We start from the raw sequence: 15,959 nt of genomic DNA on the forward strand, positions 1-15,959 counted from the left end.
GCCCTTTCGCCTGCCCGGCGTGGCCCTTACGTCTGCCCGGCAGAGTCCTTACGTCCGCCCGGCGGGGTCCTCGCGTCCGCCGGCCTACTCGTCGTCCTCGTCGTCGAGCCGGGCGAGCCAGGTGGCCAGCCGCTCCACGGGCACCTCGAAGTCCGGGTTCAGGTCCACGAACGTGCGCAACTGCTCGGCGAGCCACTCGAAGGTGACCTCTTCCTCGCCACGCCGCTTCTCCAGCTCCTCGATACCGCGGTCGGTGAAGTACATAGGGGCTACGTCTCCTGCGTAAACATCCAGCCGGCAACTCTCCCCACCAGCGTATGCCGCCGCCGAGGCGCCCCGGTCCGGGGCAGCTACGGGCAGGGGTCACCCACACGCCGGGGCCCTCCTTCGAAAGGTGTCTTGACTTCGCTCAGCCGCGATATATCGTGTTTCACAGAGGACGCGATATGGCGTGTCACGAACGCGCCCCGGCCGAGGAGGTCCCATGCCCGAGTGGTCCGTCACCGAGCCCCAGAAGCTGACCTTCGACAGCCCGGTGCGCGACCTCCAGGTCCGCATCGTCCACGGCACGGTGAACGTCGTCGGCACGGAGGAGGACTCGGCCCGGCTGGAGGTCTCGGAGTTGAAGGGCCCGCCCTTGGTGGTCACCCGGGACGGCTCCACGCTGACCGTGGCCTACGAGGACCTGCCCTGGAAGGGCTTCCTCAAGTGGCTCGACCGCAAGGGCCGGCGGCGCAGCACGGTGGTCTCGCTCGCGGTCCCGGCCGGCACGCGCGTGGAGGTGGGCGTGGTGGGCGCCGGCGCGGTCGTCTCGGGCATCCGCGGCTCCGCGGTGATCAAAGGGCTGAACGGCGACACCACCCTGGTCGGCGTCTCGGGCCCGGTCCGCGCGGAGACCGTCTCGGGAAGCCTGGAGGCCCAGGCGGTCACCGGGGACCTGACGTTCCACTCGGTCTCCGGGGACCTCACCGTCGTGGCGGGTTCCGGCCCCTCCGTGCGCGCCGACACCGTCAGCGGCTCGCTGATCGTCGACCTGGATCCGGACGGCCCCACGGACGTCGGCCTGACCAGCGTCTCCGGTGAGATCGCCGTCCGCCTGCCGCACCCGGCGGACGCCGAGGTGGAGGCGAACACCACGAGCGGCATGGTGTCCAACGCCTTCGAGGGGCTGCGGGTGCGGGGCCGGTGGGGCGCGCACAGGATCACCGGCCGGCTCGGCGCGGGCACGGGCAGGCTGCGGGCCACCACGGTCTCGGGCTCGATAGCCCTGCTGCGCCGGCCGCCCCGGGACGAGGAGGAGGACCCGTCCCGGCAGGCCGGCCCGCCGGACCCCGACACCACGACCGTCACCGGCCCGGCATCCTGCGGCTCCTTCACCGCACCGGAGGCACCCGGCACCCCCTCGGAGGCCCCGGCCGACCCGGACGCCCGCACGGCACCCCACCCGGCCGATCACCCGCCGGCCGCGCCGGGGGACAATTCCGTCTCCGGCCAGGACGCCGCCGCCACCGGCGCCCCGGCCGACGGCACGACCGACAAGAAGGTGCTCTGACATGCCCCCCGTCTTCGCCCACGGCCGCCTCCGCCTGTACCTGCTCAAGCTGCTCGACGAGGCCCCGCGCCACGGCTACGAGGTGATCAGGCTCCTGGAAGAGCGCTTCCAGGGCCTCTACGCCCCCTCGGCGGGCACGGTCTACCCGCGCCTGGCCAAGCTGGAGGCGGAGGGCCTGGTCCGGCACACCACCGAGGGCGGCCGCAAGGTGTACGCCATCACGGACGCGGGCCGCGCCGAACTGGCCGACCGCGGCGGTGAACTGGCCGACCTGGAACTGGAGATCCGCGAGTCGGTCGCGGAACTGGCCGCCGAGATGAGGGCCGACGTGCGCGGCGCGGCCGGCGACCTGCGCCGTGAGGTGCGCGCCGCCGCGTCCGAGGCCCGCCGCGCACGGACGTCCGGGGGCGACTCCGCCCACGGGGAGTACGACGACCTGGGCGGCCAGGACGCGTGGCGGGCCGCCAAGGAGGAGATGCGCCGGGTCAGGCAGGAGTGGAAGGAGCAGGCCCGGCGCGCGAAGGACGAGAGCCGCCGGGCCCGCGAGGAGGCCGAGCGCGCCCGCCGCCAGGCCCAGGAGGCGCAGGCCCGGGCACGGGTCCAGGCGCAGGAAGAGGTACAGCGCATCGCCCGGCGCGTCCAGGAACGCGTCCAGGACCACTTCACGCGCGGCGACTGGCCCACGGGCCTCCGCGAGGGCCTGTCCGAACTGGCGCAGGAATTCGGCGACTTCGGCAAGGACTGGACCAGGGACTGGACCAAGGAGGCGGGCAAGGACTGGGGCGTCCCCCGCACCACGGAGGAGACGCCCCGCCCCGCCGCGCCCTCGGAGCCGCACTACACGCCGGCCACGGAGGACTTCCCCGCCGAGTACGAGCCGGCCTGGGCCCACGAGACGCCCACCGGCGACCCGGCCCGCGACCTGGACCGCCTGCTGGACCGCTTCCGCGACGGCATCCGCGACACGGCCCGCGACAACGGCATCACCCCGGCCCAACTCCAGGAGACCCGCCACCACCTCACCAAGGCGGCGGCCCATATCGCAGCGATCCTCCACCCCCACAAGCCCTGACCGGAACCCCGCCGGGGCGAGCAGGTCCCCCAGACCCTAGGAGTTGGTCAGCACGATCTTGCCGAACTGGTCTCCGGACGCGAGCCGTTCGAAGCCCTCGCGTGCCCGGTCCAGCGGAAGCTCCTCGTCGATCACGGGCCGTACACCGGTCGTGGCGCAGAAGGAGAGCAGGTCCTCCAGCTCGTCCTTGGTGCCCATCGTGGACCCGACGACCTTCAGCTCCAGGAAGAAGATCCGGGTCAGCTCGGCATGCGAGGGCCGGTCCCCACTGGTCGCCCCGGAGATGACCAGCGTGCCACCGGGCCGCAGCGACTTCACCGAGTGGGACCAGGTCGCGGCGCCCACGGTCTCGATGACGGCGTCCACCCGCTGCGGCAGCCGGGCCCCCGGCTCCACCGCCTCCACGGCGCCCAGTTCCACGGCCCGTTTCCGCTTCGCCTCGTCCCGGCTGGTGGCGAAGACCCGCAGTCCGGCCGCCTTGCCGAGGACGATCGCGGCCGTGGCGACACCCCCGCCCGCGCCCTGCACGAGGACCGAGTCCCCGGGTCGTACCCCGGCGTTGGTGAACAGCATCCGGTACGCCGTCAGCCAGGCCGTCGGCAGACAGGCGGCCTCGGCGAAGGACAGCTCCTTCGGCTTGGGCAGCACGTTCCAGGTCGGTACGGCGACCTGTTCGGCGAAGGTGCCCTGGTAGCGCTCGGTGAGGATGGAGCGCGGCTCGCGCGGGCCGACGCCGTGGCCGCTCTGGCCGATGACGGAGTGCAGGACGACCTCGTTGCCGTCCTCGTCGACACCGGCGGCATCGCAGCCGAGGATCATCGGCAGCCGGTCCTCCGGGAGGCCGACGCCCCGCAGGGACCAGAGGTCGTGGTGGTTGAGGGAGGCGGCGCGCACGGTGATCGTGCTCCAGCCGGGACGGGCCTCGGGAGCCGGACGCTCCCCCAACTCGAGGCCGGTGAGCGGCTGGTCGCGGTCGATTCGGGCAGCGTAGACAGCGAACATGCAGCCGACGATAGGGGTGTGACGCACCCGGCGGAACCGGTCCCCCCTGTGACACATGCCCTCTTGCGCAACGGCACCCGTACGACGCAGGACCACCGCCGCCCGCGCCCGGCCCCCGCGACGGGTACGTGCCCCGGCAACGGAAAACGGCCCCGCCCGGGCGGGCGGGGCCGTTCAGTGCCAGGTCACCGGCGGGCGACGCCCTCCGCGCGCGCGGCGGCCGCGACCGCCGCGGTGACGGCGGGAGCGACCCGCTCGTCGAACGGCGACGGGATCACGTAGTCGGCGGCGAGGTCGTCGCCGACCACCGCGGCCAGCGCCTCCGCGGCGGCGATCTTCATCCCCTCCGTGATCCGCGTGGCCCGCACCTGGAGCGCGCCGGCGAAGATGCCGGGGAAGGCCAGCACGTTGTTGATCTGGTTGGGGAAGTCCGAGCGCCCGGTGGCGACGACCGCCGCGTACTTGTGCGCGACCTCGGGGTGCACCTCGGGGTTCGGGTTGGCCATCGCGAACACGAAGGCGCCCTCCGCCATGGAGGCCACGGCCTCCTCCGGGACCGTACCGCCGGAGACGCCGATGAAGACGTCCGCACCCGCCAGGGCGTTCTCCAGCGAACCGGTGAGTCCGGCCTTGTTGGTGAAGCCGGCCAGCTCGCGCTTGACCGGGGTCAGGTCGTCCCGGTCGGCCGACACCACGCCCTTGCGGTCCGTCACCGCCACGTCCCCGATGCCGGCCTCGACCAGCATCTTGGCGATGGCGACACCGGCCGCGCCGGCGCCCGAAATGACGGCCCGCAGCTGCCCGATCTCGCGTCCGCTCAGCCGCGCCGCGTTACGCAGTGCCGCGAGCGTCACGACGGCCGTGCCGTGCTGGTCGTCGTGGAAGACCGGGATGTCCAGCCGCTCCTGGAGCCGGCGCTCGATCTCGAAGCACCGGGGGGCCGAGATGTCCTCCAGGTTCACTCCGCCGAACGAGGGAGCGAGCCGGACGACGGTCTCCACGATGTCGTCGACGTCGGTGCAGTCGAGGGCGATCGGGACCGCGTCCACGCCACCGAACTGCTTGAACAGGATGGCCTTGCCCTCCATCACGGGGAGGGATGCCTGGGGACCGATGTCCCCGAGCCCGAGCACGGCCGTACCGTCGGTGACGACGGCGACCACACTGGATTTCCACGTGTAGTCGTTGACCAGCTCCGGCTGTTCCGCGATCGCGGTGCACACGCGCGCGACGCCGGGCGTGTACGCGAGGGAAAGGTCGTCCTTGTCGCGGACCGGCACGGTGGCCTGCACTGCCATCTTGCCGCCGCGGTGCAGCGCGAACACCGGATCGAAGGAATCGAGGGGCTCGGCCCCGCCGTCCTGGTCCGTTGTGCTGTCGCTGCGAGGATTGACGATCTCCGCTGCCACTTTGTCTTACCCCTTAGGTATGCATGGTTTGAGGGTCGTCCACTCCTGGTGAGGGGTGGGCGGGCACCGCGTACGGCCCGATTGCTGATACGTACGAGGCCATACGCGACGGGCGCGCCGCACACGCGCCCTGAGCCCCGGATGAGGGGTGTAAAGAACCTTCTTACCGGACGGACGGGGCCCACGACGAGTCCAATAGGTCCAAGGTCACATCCCGGAACGGGCGGGCGACGGTCAGATGACGCGCCGCCGACGGACCGAAATGGCTGGAAATCGCGCAGGCCGCACAGGGGCCCGGCCGACCACATAGTGAGACACGCCGAAGATTCTCCGGCCGGCGGAGCGGATTACCGCAGATGGTCCTGCGGCTAAGGACCGAGGTTGTACCGACCTGATCCGATTCGGGGGTCACCCGTTATCCGATTTTGACATAGCGACGCCCCTGAATGGCGTAGTCCGAATGGCAAGATGCCGTAAACCCACGAGGTCGCGACACCCGAAGGTGTGTGTTTCCGTCGACCCATCGGCAACTCTTCCCATCCGCCGGAGGAACCACGATGACCGCAAGCTCCACCCGTCGTACCACCGCCGCGCGCTCCCGTCTTGCCGCGGTCGGTGCGATCGCGGTCGCAGGCGCCCTGCTGCTCACCGGCTGCGGTGACCAGACGAAGGACAAGAACAAGGACTCCGGCAGCGCGTCCGCCGCCAGCGCCCCGCTCGCCGACAAGCTCCCGCAGGACATCCGGGGCAAGGGCAAGATCCGGGTCGGTGCGGACATCGCGTACGCGCCCGTGGAGTACAAGGACTCCAGCGGCAAGGTGGTCGGCCTGGACCCGGACCTGGCGGAGGCCCTGGGCAAGCAGCTCGGGGTGACGTTCGAGTTCCAGAACGGCACCTTCGACGCCCTGCTCACCGGTCTGCGTTCGGACCGGTACGACATCGCGATGTCGGCGATGACGGACAACAAGAACCGTCAGGAGGGCGTCGACCCCGAGACCGGCAAGCGCGTCGGCGAGGGCGTCGACTTCGTCGACTACCTGACCGCCGGTGTCTCCATATACACCCGCAAGGGAGACACCGAGGGCATAAAGACCTGGGACGACCTGTGCGGCAAGAAGCTGGCCGTGCAGCGCGGCACCACCTCCGACGACCTGGCCAAGCAGCAGGCGGAGAAGTGTCCGAAGGGCAAGAAGCTCTCCATCGAGGCGTTCGACGACAACCAGCAGGCCCAGACCCGGCTGCGCTCGGGCGGTGTGGACGCCGTGTCCGCCGACTTCCCGGTGGCCGCGTACGCCGTGAAGACCTCCGGCGGCGGCAAGGACTTCGAGCTGGTCGGCGAGCAGGTCGAGGCGGCCCCGTACGGCATCGCGGTCTCCAAGCAGGAGACCCAGCTGCGGGACGCCCTCCAGGCGGCGATGAACGCGCTCATCAAGAACGGCGAGTACCAGAAGATCCTCGAGAAGTGGGGCGCCCAGGACGGCGCCGTCAAGGAGTCCGTCGTCAACGGCGGCAAGTGACCCGCGACCTGCAAGCAGCGGCCACCGAGAGGCACTCCCCGTGACTGACATCGACAAGACGGCGGGTCCGAAGGACACGCCCCCGGCCGGCGCCGAGGCCATCAGGGCCATCCCGGTCCGGCACTACGGACGGTACGTCACCGCCGTCATCGCGATCGCGGTCCTCTTCGCGATCGTCTACGCGTTCGCCCAGGGCAAGATCAACTGGCATGCGGTCCCCGACTACTTCTTCGACGACCGGATCATGACCGGTGTCGGCAAGACCCTCCTGCTGACGGTCCTGTCGATGCTGATCGGCATCGTCGGCGGCGTCGTCCTGGCGGTGATGCGGCTGTCGAAGAACCCGGTGACCTCGTCGATCGCCTGGTTCTACATCTGGTTCTTCCGCGGCACCCCGGTCCTGGTCCAGCTGTTCCTCTGGTTCAACCTGGGCCTGGTCTTCGAGTACATCAACCTGATGCCGATCTACAAGGACTACTGGTCGAGCTTCATGACGCCGCTGCTGACGGCGCTGCTCGGCCTGGGTCTGAACGAGGCGGCGTACATGGCCGAGATCTGCCGGGCCGGCCTGCTCGCGGTGGACGAGGGCCAGACCGAGGCGGCCCACGCGCTCGGCATGAGCCACGGCAAGACCCTGCGCCGGGTGGTGATCCCGCAGGCGATGCGGGTGATCGTGCCGCCGACGGGCAACGAAGTGATCAACATGCTGAAGACGACCTCGCTCGTGGCGGCCGTCCAGTTCTCGGAACTCTTCCGCTACGCCCAGGACATCGGCCAGAACTCCGGCGCCCCGGTGGAGATGTACTTCCTCGCCGCGGCCTGGTACCTGATCATGACCTCGGTGCTGAGCGTAGGCCAGTACTACCTGGAGCGGTACTACGCCCGCGGCTCCAGCCGCACCCTCCCCCCGACCCCGTGGCAGAAGGTGAAGAAGAATCTGACGACCTTCTCCAGCAGGAAGGTCACGGCATGACCGACAAGCTGAGCAAGACGCAGGACACCCGGCCGCGGGACGCGGTCGCCATGGTCAAGGCGGAGGGCGTGCACAAGTCCTTCGGCCAGGTGGAGGTGCTCAAGGGCATCGACCTGGAGGTGAAGCCGGGTGAGGTGTTCTGCCTGATCGGCCCCTCCGGCTCCGGGAAGTCGACCTTCCTGCGCTGCATCAACCACCTGGAGAAGATCAACGCCGGGCGGCTGTACGTGGACGGCGAGCTGGTCGGCTACCGCCAGCAGGGCGACAAGCTGTACGAGCTGCGGGACCGCGAGGTCGCCATGAAGCGGCGCGACATCGGCATGGTCTTCCAGCGCTTCAACCTGTTCCCGCACATGACGGCCGTGGAGAACGTCATGGAGGCGCCGGTCCAGGTGAAGGGCGTCAGCCGCGGCGAGGCCCGGGAGCGGGCCATGCGGCTGCTGGAGCGCGTGGGCCTGGCCGACCGGGCCGGGCACTACCCCTCCCAGCTCTCCGGCGGCCAGCAGCAGCGGGTGGCGATCGCCCGGGCGCTGGCGATGGAGCCGAAGCTGATGCTGTTCGACGAGCCGACCTCGGCCCTGGATCCCGAGCTGGTCGGCGACGTCCTGGACGTCATGCGGGACCTCGCCGAGTCCGGCATGACCATGGTCGTCGTGACCCACGAGATGGGCTTCGCCCGCGAGGTCGGCGACAGCCTGGTCTTCATGGACGGCGGCGTGGTGGTCGAATCCGGCCACCCCAGGGACGTCCTGACCAACCCGCGCCACGAGCGGACCCAGTCGTTCCTGTCCAAGGTCCTGTGACCCGCGCGTGAGGGGCGGTACGGCCCGGCCGTACCGCCCCTCACGCCTGCCCGCCTACTTCAGCGCGAGCAGCAGCGTGTCCGACGGGGAGCACCACACCGGGCGGGCCTCGGCGAATCCCTTCTCGCGCAGCACGCGCGCGTGCCACTGGGCCGAGGGCATGTCCCCGTCCGCGTGCTCGCCGTAGATCTCGAAGCGGCGGGCGGTCGGCTCGGCGAGGACCGGGTCCTGCGCCGCCAGCTGCCACCAGTCCGCCCAGTCCAGGGCGCCGTCCCGCTTGGCCTGTTCCATGCGGGCGTGCCGCTGGGCGCGCTCGGCCGCGTTGATCCGGGGCGTGGTCTCGTCGATCATGTGGTCCGCGTTCATGAAGACACCGCCGTCGCGGACCAGTCCCGCGATCCGGCCGTAGAGGGCCGCGAGGGGTTCGGCGTGCAGCCAGTGCAGGGCGGTCGCGGTGAGCACCGCGTCGTAGGAGTCGTACGGCAGCCTGGCCGGCCAGTCGGGGTCCTTGAGGTCGGCGGTGACGAGCCGGACGCGGTCGTCGCCGTCGAAGGTGCCGTGCGCGATGGCGAGCAGCGCCGGGTCCAGGTCGACGCCGGTGCTGGTGGCCTCGGGGAAGCGGCGGAGCAGCCGGGCGGTGATGCTGCCGGTGCCGCAGGCCAGGTCGAGCACGCGGGGCGCCGTGCCCACCAGCGCCTCGACCATGTCGAGCATGATCCGGAACCGTTCCTCGCGGTCCGGCATGTACCACTCCTGCTGCCGGTCCCAGCTCTCCTGCCAGGCCGCCCAGTCGGTTCCGGTACTCGTCGTCATGAAACCCGATTCCCCTCATCCCACGTAATACCCTGGAAGCACGACCGGCTCTTACCCGACCGCAGACACGACCCTAAGACGCCCGCGTAAGGACTACAAGTGGAACTGGCCTATTACTCGGATTACGCCGTACGCCTCGTCAACAGCGAGGAGCCGGCCCGGGGCAAGGACACCCTGACCACGGTCGACGCCGTCCGCGAGCTCTTCGGCGTCAACGCGTCGGCCGCCCGCCGCGCCACGGACGCCGACGTGACCCGCTTCCGCTCGGTCCGGGGGCGGCTGCGCGCGGTCTTCGAGGCCGCCGACCAGGGCGACGAGACCCTGGCCGTGGACCTGCTGAACTCACTGCTGCTGGAGTTCCCGGTCAGCCCGCAGATCTCCGGGCACGACCACCGGGACGACGACGGCCGGCCGCTGTGGCACATGCACCTGGCCGACCACCCCTCCAACGCCACCGCCGGCTACGCGGCGATCGCGGCGATGGGCCTCGCCTTCCACCTCACCGAGTACGGCGTCGACCGCCTCGGCCTGTGCCAGGCGCCCCCGTGCCGCAACGCCTACCTGGACACCTCCACCAACCGCTCCCGCCGCTACTGCTCGGACCGCTGCGCCACCCGCGCCAACGTGGCCGCCTACCGGGCCCGCAAACGCCTGGAGGCCGACCGGTCGGGCAGCAGTGGCCGGACCGCCGAGAGCGCCCAGCGCACCAGCGCGAGCGGCGAGCGCTGACCGGTTCCGGCCGGCCGGAACCGCAACAGCGCCTTGCCGAGGATCAGTTCCTCGGGCACCACCCCGTAGTCTGTGCTGTCCCCGCCCGCGTACGGGTTGTCCCCGAGCACCCACCAGCCGCCGTCGCGCCGCTCCACCGCCCGCTTGACCACCAGCAGGTCCTGCTGGAAGGGATGGCGCAGGACCACCACGTCACCGGGCCGCACCACACCCCCGTACCGCACCAGCAGCTGGTCGCCGTGGTGCAGCGTGGGCACCATGGACGGGCCGGTCACCTCGGCCAGCCCGAAGGGCGCCGCCCCCCTTCCCCGCTCGGTCTCCTGCGACAGTTCCGGCATCCCCGGCACCTCCCCGGTCCGTTCCTCCACCAGTCTCAGTCTCACCCTGGACTTTTGCCCTAAGCCCTAGGGGGCAGCCGAGAAATCGCGTACCTCAGGGAGTAATGTCGCACCTGAGAAGACGATCACGAGGAAGGAATGCTCCATGCTTTCCCGCCTGTTTGCCCCCAAGGTCAAGGTCAGCGCCCACTGCGACCTGCCCTGCGGCGTGTACGACCCGGCCCAGGCCCGCATCGAGGCGGAGTCGGTGAAGGCCGTCCAGGAGAAGATGGCCGGCAATGACGACCCCCACTTCCAGGCTCGCGCCACCGTCATCAAGGAGCAGCGCGCGGAGCTCGCGAAGCACCACGTCTCCGTCCTGTGGAGCGACTACTTCAAGGCGCCGCACTTCGAGAAGTACCCGGAGCTGCACCAGCTGGTCAACGACACCCTGAAGGCCCTCTCGGCGGCCAAGGCCTCCACGGACCCGGCGACGGGCCAGAAGGCTCTCGACTACATCGAGCAGATCGCCAAGATCTTCTGGGAGACCAAGCAGGCCTGACCGCCTGAGCACCTCCTGACCGCACCCGGCCCGCGGACCCGCGCCCACCACGGCGCACCCGCGGACCGGGTGCGGTTTCTTCTCCGGGGCGGACCCCGGAGCGGCTGTGGGAGGCTGGGCCGGTGACCGTACTGGAGGATCTGAGGCGACTGCGGCGCGTGCGGGACCGCATGGACCGGGAGTACGCCGAACCGCTCGACATGACCGAGCTGGCCCGCGACGCCCTGATGTCCCCGGGCCACTTCCAGCGCAGCTTCCGCAAGGCGTTCGGCGAGACCCCGTACGGCTATCTCATGACCCGCCGGATCGAGCGGGCCAAGACCCTGCTGCGCCGGGGCGACCTCACCGTGACCGAGGTGTGCCTCGCCGTCGGCTGCACCTCTCTCGGCTCCTTCAGTTCCCGCTTCACCGAGCTGGTCGGCGAGACGCCGAGCGCGTACCGCGCCCGCGACCACGAGGAGAGCGCCGCGATCCCGCCGTGCGTGGCCCGCCGGCTGACCCGGCCGCGCCGCCGCCCGTACTGAGGCGCGGGCTGCCGAGTGGATCTAGGGTGAGCCCATGGACGTGAGACTCGCGCAGTGTTTCCTCGCGGTGGACGACCATGACAAGGCCATCGCCTTCTACCGCGATGTGCTGGGCATGGAGATCCGCAACGACGTGGGCTTCGAGGGGATGCGCTGGGTGACCGTGGGCTCCCCGCTCCAGCCGGACGTGGAGATCGTGCTGGAGCCGCCGGACGCGAGCCCGGACGCCTCGCCCGCGGACAAGCAGGCCCTCAACGAACTCCTCGCCAAGGGCCTGTTGCGCGGGGTCATCTTCACCACGCCCGACTGCGACGCGCTGTACGAGCGGGTGCGGGAGTCCGGCGCCGACGTCCTCCAGGAGCCGATGGACCAGCCCTACGGGGTCCGGGACTGCGCCTTCCGGGACCCGGCGGGCAACCAGCTCCGCTTCCTCGAACGCCCGGCGCCCTGACGCGACCGGCCGGGCAGTGCGCCGGACCGGTTCAGCCCCAGGGCTCCACGTCCACCACGGCCTCGGCCGGCAGGGGCCCGTACAGGTGCGGGAACTCCTCCCCGCCCGGCTCGGCGGACTCCCAGCGCACCGGCGCACCGGCCTTCGCCGGGTCCACGACCAGGACGACCAGCTCGTCCGGTCCGTCGTACCCGCCGTAGAGGAATCCGGCGACGCGCGGGAGCTGCTCGCGGCTGGAGAAGTGGATGAAGCCCTCCTCCTGGAGGGTGCGGCCCCGGGTGGACAGCTCGTAGGCACCGCGCTCACGCGCCGCCTCCCACAGGGAGCGCTCGGTGATGTGCAGGATGTACGGCAGTTTCGGCATCCGCCCACGCTACGGCGTCCACCGGCCGCCGGCCGACCCGATCACGGCGTTCCCGGCCGCCCCGGCCCCCTCGTCGCATCCCGCCGCCCGGGGCAGGGGCGGAGAGCGGCGGCCCCGCACGCTGTGGGGGTGTGCGGGGCCCCTGGCCGGAGTCTGCGCCGGCCGTGCGGGGTCAGGAGCCGCACGGGCCCGGAGCCTCCGGGTCCTCCTCGGCCGCCGGGGACGCTCAGTTGCTGCGCCGGGTGACGAACTCGGCGAGCGCCAGCAGGCCGCCCGCCGCCTCCGGGTCGGGGACCGCGCGGGCCAGTTCCTGCATGGCCCGGGCCATCCGGTCGGCCGCCTCGGCCTGCGCCCAGTCCCGGCCGCCGGCCCGCTCCACCGCCAGTGCCGTACGCGCGATCTCCCCGGCCTCCGCCTCCTCGGCGAGGTACGGCTTCCCGTACAGCGCGGCCAGCTCGGACGCCCCCGGCGTGCCGGAGGTGAGCGCCGCCACCACCGGCAGGGACTTCTTGCGGGCGGCGAGGTCCGCGCCGGCCGGCTTGCCGGTGTGCCGCGGGTCTCCCCATATGCCGATCACATCGTCGATCAGCTGGAAGGCGAGCCCGGCCTGGCGGCCGAAGCCGTCCAGAGCGGCCACCTCCTCCGCTCCGGCTCCCGCGTACAGCGCGCCGAGCGCGCACGCGCAGCCCAGCAGCGCGCCGGTCTTGGCCTCGGCCATGGCGAGCACCTCGTCCAGCGTCACCGCGTCCGGGGCACGCTGCTCCAGGTCGGTGTCCGCGTGCTGCCCCTCGCACAGCTCCACCACGCAGGACGCGAGCCGGGCCGCGGCCGGGACGGAGGCGGGGTGCGGATCCTCGACGAGCAGCCGCAGGGCCAGTGCCTGGAGGGCGTCCCCGGCGAGGATCGCGTCGGTGTCCCCGAACACGGTCCAGGCGGTCGGCCGATGCCGGCGGGTGGTGTCCCGGTCCATCACGTCGTCGTGCAACAACGTGAAGTTGTGGACCAGTTCGACCGCCGCCGCGGCGCGGACCGCGGCCGCCCGGGCCATCGGACCGCCGAGCGCCGCGGCCGCCGCCAGTACGAGCGCCGGCCGGATCGCCTTGCCCGCGTTGCCCGCCGCCGGTGTGCCGTCGGCGTGCTGCCAGCCGAAGTGGTAGAGCCCGATCCGGCGCATGGCGTCGGGCAGCGACTCCACGGCCGCGCGCAGCTCCGGGTAGACCAGGGTCCGGGTGCGCTCCAGCTGCGCCAGGGCTTCCTGCCCGTCGAGTGCGGCGGTGGCGGTCCCGGTGGTCTCCCGGGGCTCCCCCGCGGTGCCGGAATGCGGCACCGCGGGGGAACGCTCGTCGGTCTCCGTCATGTACTCGGCCATGCCTCCCCCTCGCCAGGTCCGCGCGAGCCGGTGCCACCGGACCGCCCGGACGCGTTCCCCGAGGGCCTACCCCTCCCGACGGCCGGGAACACGGCGACTACGTGCGGAAACGTCACCTCCACCGGCCGATCTCGACGTTCTCCAGGACACCGAGCGCGTCGGGCACCAGCACGGCGGCCGAGTAGTAGGCCGTCACCAGGTATTTGATGATGGCCTGCTCGTTGATGCCCATGAACCTCACGGACAGGCTCGGTTCGATCTCGTCCGGGATGCCGGACTGCCGCAGCCCGATGACGCCCTGCTCGGACTCGCCGGTACGCATGGCGATGATGGAGGTCGTACGGGCTTCGCTGATCGGGATCTTGTTGCAGGGGTAGATCGGCACCCCCCGCCAGGTGGGGATGCGGTTGCCGCCGATGTCGATGGTCTCCGGGACCAGGCCCCGCTGGTTCAGCTCGCGGCCGAACGCGGCGATCGCGCGCGGGTGGGCCAGGAAGAGCTTGGTGCCCCGGCGGCGGCTGAGCAGCTCGTCCATGTCGTCCGGGCTCGGCGCGCCGTCGTGCGGCTGGATCCGCTGGTCGTACTCGCAGTTGCTGAGCAGGCCGAACTCCGGGTTGTTGACCAGCTCGTGCTCCTGACGCTCCTTCAGCGCCTCGACCGTGAGCCGCAACTGCTGCTCGGTCTGGTTCATCGGCTGGTTGTAGAGGTCGGCCACGCGCGAGTGAATGCGCAGGACGGTCTGGGCGATGCTGAGTTCGTATTCGCGGGGCCGCGGCTCGTAGTCCACGAAGGTGTGCGGGATGTCGGGCTCGCCGGAGTGGCCGGCCGCCAGCTCGACCTCCTTCTCACCGTACTTGTTGGTCCGCTGCCGGGGGATCGAGCGCAGCCGTTCGAGGTGGGCGCGCAGGGTGTCGGAGCGCTCGGCGACCTGCTGGAAGTCCTGGCGGCTGAGCACCAGCACGGTGGTCGCGGTGTGCGCGCGGACGGTGTACTCCCAGATCGCGTCCGGGTCGAGCAGCGCCTGGTCGCCGAAGTAGGCGCCGTCGGCCAGGACTTGGAGGACAGCGTCGTCGCCGTAGGGGCCCGTGCCGATCTTCTCCACCCGGCCGTGGGCGAGCAGGTACACCTCGTCGGTCCGGTGGCCGAAGTCGGCGATCACCTCGCCGGGCGCGACCTCGCGCTGACGGCAGCGCCGGGCCAGCTCGCCCAGCACCTCCTCGTCCGCGTACGACCGCAGGGCCGGCAGTTCGCTCAGTTCGTTCGGGATGACCTCCACCTGGTCACCGGTCTTCACAAAGGTGATGCGGCCGTCGCCGACGGCGTAGGTCAGCCGTCGGTTCACCCGGTAGGTGCCACCCTGGACGTCGACCCAGGGAAGCGTGCGCAGCAGCCAGCGGGAGCTGATCTCCTGCATCTGCGGTACGGACTTGGTGGTGGTGGCCAAGTTACGCGCCGCCGCGGTCCCGAGGGACTGCTGCGGCCTGTCCTGATCGGTACGGACCTCTTCGCCTACCGACATAAAGAAACGCCCTCCCATGTATGCCCGGCGCCCGCAGTGCACCGGGCACCGGTCTCGCGTCCGAGCCTCCCAGCACGGGGTATGCCGGCGCCATTACCCGAAAGAGCGGGAATGGATCATCGGATTAGTGGGCAGAGGGAAGGTTTTTGTCCAGGTCCGCACGGCACCGTCCGCTGTCCGGATCGGCTCGCACACCGTACGAACGATGTGTTCCGGGACGTCCGGTTTCGGTAGAAGCAGGCAGGACATCCGGCCGGTTCCGTGGCCGGACGGGCACGGCACGAAGGAGTCGGGCATGGCCCCACCCATGTCGGCGAGCGAATTCCTGGACGCGCTCCGGGCCGAGGGCGTCACGGTCGTCGAGGTCGGCGACTGGCAGGATCACCACCGCAATCACAAGGGCCCCTGGGGGCCGGTCCACGGGGTGATGATCCACCACACGGTGACCCGGGGCAGCGAGCGGACGGTGGACCTGTGCCGCGACGGCCACCCGGACCTGCCGGGCCCGTTGTGCCACGGCGTGATCACCAAGGACGGCAGGGTCCACCTGGTCGGCTACGGCCGCGCCAACCACGCCGGGTTCGGCGACGACGAGGTACTGCGGGCGGTGATCGCCGAGAAGGGGCTGCCGCCGGACAACGAGGCGAACACCGACGGCAACCGGCACTTCTACGGTTTCGAGTGCGAGAACCTCGGCGACGGGAAGGACCCGTGGCCGGACGAGCAGCTGGAGGCGGTCGTCCGGGCAGCCGCGGCCCTGTGCCGCCGGCACGGCTGGACGGAGCGGTCGGTCATCGGCCACCTGGAGTGGCAGCCGGGAAAGGTGGATCCGCGAGGTGTCTCGATGCGCTCCCTGAGGCAGCGGGTGCGGGAGCGGCTGAAGGAGTAGTGCCGTGGCGCGCCGGCCGCGGTCCGCGCTGTCGCCGGTCACGCGTTCCCGCGTCCCCGGCCGGTCGCGGTCACGGCCCGGCCGGCAGCCGCGC

The 15,959-nt window shown here is 71.2% G+C and carries 18 protein-coding genes; 10 read left to right on the plus strand and 8 right to left on the minus strand.

The genetic code is table 11. From position 1 onward, the window contains the following. Window positions 1-84 precede the first annotated feature (84 nt). The gene (locus tag ACSURM_RS12605; RefSeq protein ID WP_003992906.1) at window positions 85-264 is read right to left on the minus strand and encodes a DUF6104 family protein; all 180 of its coding nucleotides are present in this window, start codon (window positions 262-264) and stop codon (window positions 85-87) included. 220 nt (window positions 265-484) lie between these two features. On the opposite strand from ACSURM_RS12605, the gene ACSURM_RS12610 reads away from it, so the two are divergent. Beyond that, complete coding sequence (locus tag ACSURM_RS12610; protein WP_436955091.1) at window positions 485-1,552, plus strand: DUF4097 family beta strand repeat-containing protein; 1,068 nt, start codon at window positions 485-487, stop codon at window positions 1,550-1,552. A gap of 1 nt (window position 1,553) precedes the next feature. After that, window positions 1,554-2,624, plus strand: a complete 1,071-nt coding sequence (locus tag ACSURM_RS12615; protein ID WP_436955092.1) for a PadR family transcriptional regulator — start codon at window positions 1,554-1,556, stop codon at window positions 2,622-2,624. Window positions 2,625-2,660: 36 nt separating this feature from the next. On the opposite strand, the gene ACSURM_RS12620 is transcribed toward ACSURM_RS12615, so the two are convergent. Both ACSURM_RS12620 and ACSURM_RS12625 read right to left on the minus strand, forming a co-directional pair. Next, complete coding sequence (locus ACSURM_RS12620) at window positions 2,661-3,626, minus strand: zinc-binding dehydrogenase (protein WP_436955093.1); 966 nt, start codon at window positions 3,624-3,626, stop codon at window positions 2,661-2,663. A 185-nt stretch (window positions 3,627-3,811) separates the two neighbouring features. After that, window positions 3,812-5,035, minus strand: coding sequence for an NAD(P)-dependent malic enzyme (locus ACSURM_RS12625; RefSeq protein ID WP_436955094.1), 1,224 nt, complete (start codon window positions 5,033-5,035; stop codon window positions 3,812-3,814). Window positions 5,036-5,592: 557 nt separating this feature from the next. Here ACSURM_RS12625 and ACSURM_RS12630 point away from each other — a divergent pair. Genes ACSURM_RS12630 through ACSURM_RS12640 form a run of 3 tightly spaced genes read left to right on the plus strand, consistent with a single transcriptional unit; the run spans window position 5,593 to window position 8,328 of the window. After that, window positions 5,593-6,552 (plus strand): ABC transporter substrate-binding protein, encoded by a 960-nt coding sequence (locus ACSURM_RS12630; protein WP_436955095.1) that lies wholly within the window; start codon window positions 5,593-5,595, stop codon window positions 6,550-6,552. 40 nt (window positions 6,553-6,592) lie between these two features. Then, entirely contained in the window at window positions 6,593-7,525 is a 933-nt protein-coding gene (locus ACSURM_RS12635; protein ID WP_436955096.1) for an amino acid ABC transporter permease, read from the plus strand. Between the two features lie 50 nt (window positions 7,526-7,575). After that, window positions 7,576-8,328 (plus strand): amino acid ABC transporter ATP-binding protein, encoded by a 753-nt coding sequence (locus ACSURM_RS12640; RefSeq protein ID WP_436961058.1) that lies wholly within the window; start codon window positions 7,576-7,578, stop codon window positions 8,326-8,328. 54 nt (window positions 8,329-8,382) lie between these two features. Here the strand turns inward: ACSURM_RS12640 and ACSURM_RS12645 are convergent, their stop codons facing one another. Further along, a complete protein-coding gene (locus ACSURM_RS12645; RefSeq protein ID WP_436955097.1) occupies window positions 8,383-9,141 on the minus strand; it encodes a class I SAM-dependent methyltransferase in 759 nt (252 codons plus the stop codon). Window positions 9,142-9,240: 99 nt separating this feature from the next. Here ACSURM_RS12645 and ACSURM_RS12650 point away from each other — a divergent pair, with 99 nt between their 5' ends. After that, on the plus strand, window positions 9,241-9,870 hold the full coding sequence (locus tag ACSURM_RS12650; protein ID WP_436955098.1) for a CGNR zinc finger domain-containing protein: 630 nt from the start codon (window positions 9,241-9,243) through the stop codon (window positions 9,868-9,870). On the opposite strand, the gene sodX is transcribed toward ACSURM_RS12650, so the two are convergent. Continuing rightward, complete coding sequence (gene sodX / locus ACSURM_RS12655) at window positions 9,774-10,208, minus strand: nickel-type superoxide dismutase maturation protease (protein ID WP_381567829.1); 435 nt, start codon at window positions 10,206-10,208, stop codon at window positions 9,774-9,776. The genes ACSURM_RS12650 and sodX overlap by 97 nt on opposite strands. 145 nt (window positions 10,209-10,353) lie before the next feature. On the opposite strand from sodX, the gene sodN reads away from it, so the two are divergent. The 3 genes from sodN to ACSURM_RS12670 all read left to right on the plus strand — a co-directional run bounded on the left by sodN (window position 10,354) and on the right by ACSURM_RS12670 (window position 11,724). After that, complete coding sequence (gene sodN / locus ACSURM_RS12660; protein ID WP_030794683.1) at window positions 10,354-10,749, plus strand: superoxide dismutase, Ni; 396 nt, start codon at window positions 10,354-10,356, stop codon at window positions 10,747-10,749. A 122-nt stretch (window positions 10,750-10,871) separates the two neighbouring features. Continuing rightward, window positions 10,872-11,273, plus strand: coding sequence for a helix-turn-helix transcriptional regulator (locus ACSURM_RS12665; RefSeq protein WP_391340537.1), 402 nt, complete (start codon window positions 10,872-10,874; stop codon window positions 11,271-11,273). Window positions 11,274-11,307: 34 nt separating this feature from the next. Then, a complete protein-coding gene (locus ACSURM_RS12670) occupies window positions 11,308-11,724 on the plus strand; it encodes a VOC family protein (protein WP_436955099.1) in 417 nt (138 codons plus the stop codon). A gap of 31 nt (window positions 11,725-11,755) precedes the next feature. Here the strand turns inward: ACSURM_RS12670 and ACSURM_RS12675 are convergent, their stop codons facing one another. The 3 genes from ACSURM_RS12675 to ACSURM_RS12685 form a co-directional block, all read right to left on the minus strand. Continuing rightward, a complete protein-coding gene (locus ACSURM_RS12675; RefSeq protein WP_391340536.1) occupies window positions 11,756-12,088 on the minus strand; it encodes a DUF952 domain-containing protein in 333 nt (110 codons plus the stop codon). A gap of 226 nt (window positions 12,089-12,314) precedes the next feature. Then, complete coding sequence (locus ACSURM_RS12680; RefSeq protein ID WP_436955100.1) at window positions 12,315-13,457, minus strand: family 2 encapsulin nanocompartment cargo protein polyprenyl transferase; 1,143 nt, start codon at window positions 13,455-13,457, stop codon at window positions 12,315-12,317. A gap of 112 nt (window positions 13,458-13,569) precedes the next feature. Then, window positions 13,570-14,976 carry a family 2B encapsulin nanocompartment shell protein gene (locus tag ACSURM_RS12685; protein ID WP_436955101.1) on the minus strand — a complete coding sequence of 469 codons (1,407 nt, stop codon included), beginning with the start codon at window positions 14,974-14,976 and terminating at the stop codon, window positions 13,570-13,572. 295 nt (window positions 14,977-15,271) lie between these two features. Here ACSURM_RS12685 and ACSURM_RS12690 point away from each other — a divergent pair, with 295 nt between their 5' ends. Continuing rightward, complete coding sequence (locus tag ACSURM_RS12690) at window positions 15,272-15,865, plus strand: N-acetylmuramoyl-L-alanine amidase (RefSeq protein WP_436955102.1); 594 nt, start codon at window positions 15,272-15,274, stop codon at window positions 15,863-15,865. Window positions 15,866-15,959: the final 94 nt, after the last annotated feature.

The organism is Streptomyces sp. SudanB182_2057 (assembly GCF_964272715.1).
In the GTDB taxonomy this organism is placed as follows: domain Bacteria; phylum Actinomycetota; class Actinomycetes; order Streptomycetales; family Streptomycetaceae; genus Streptomyces; species Streptomyces rubradiris.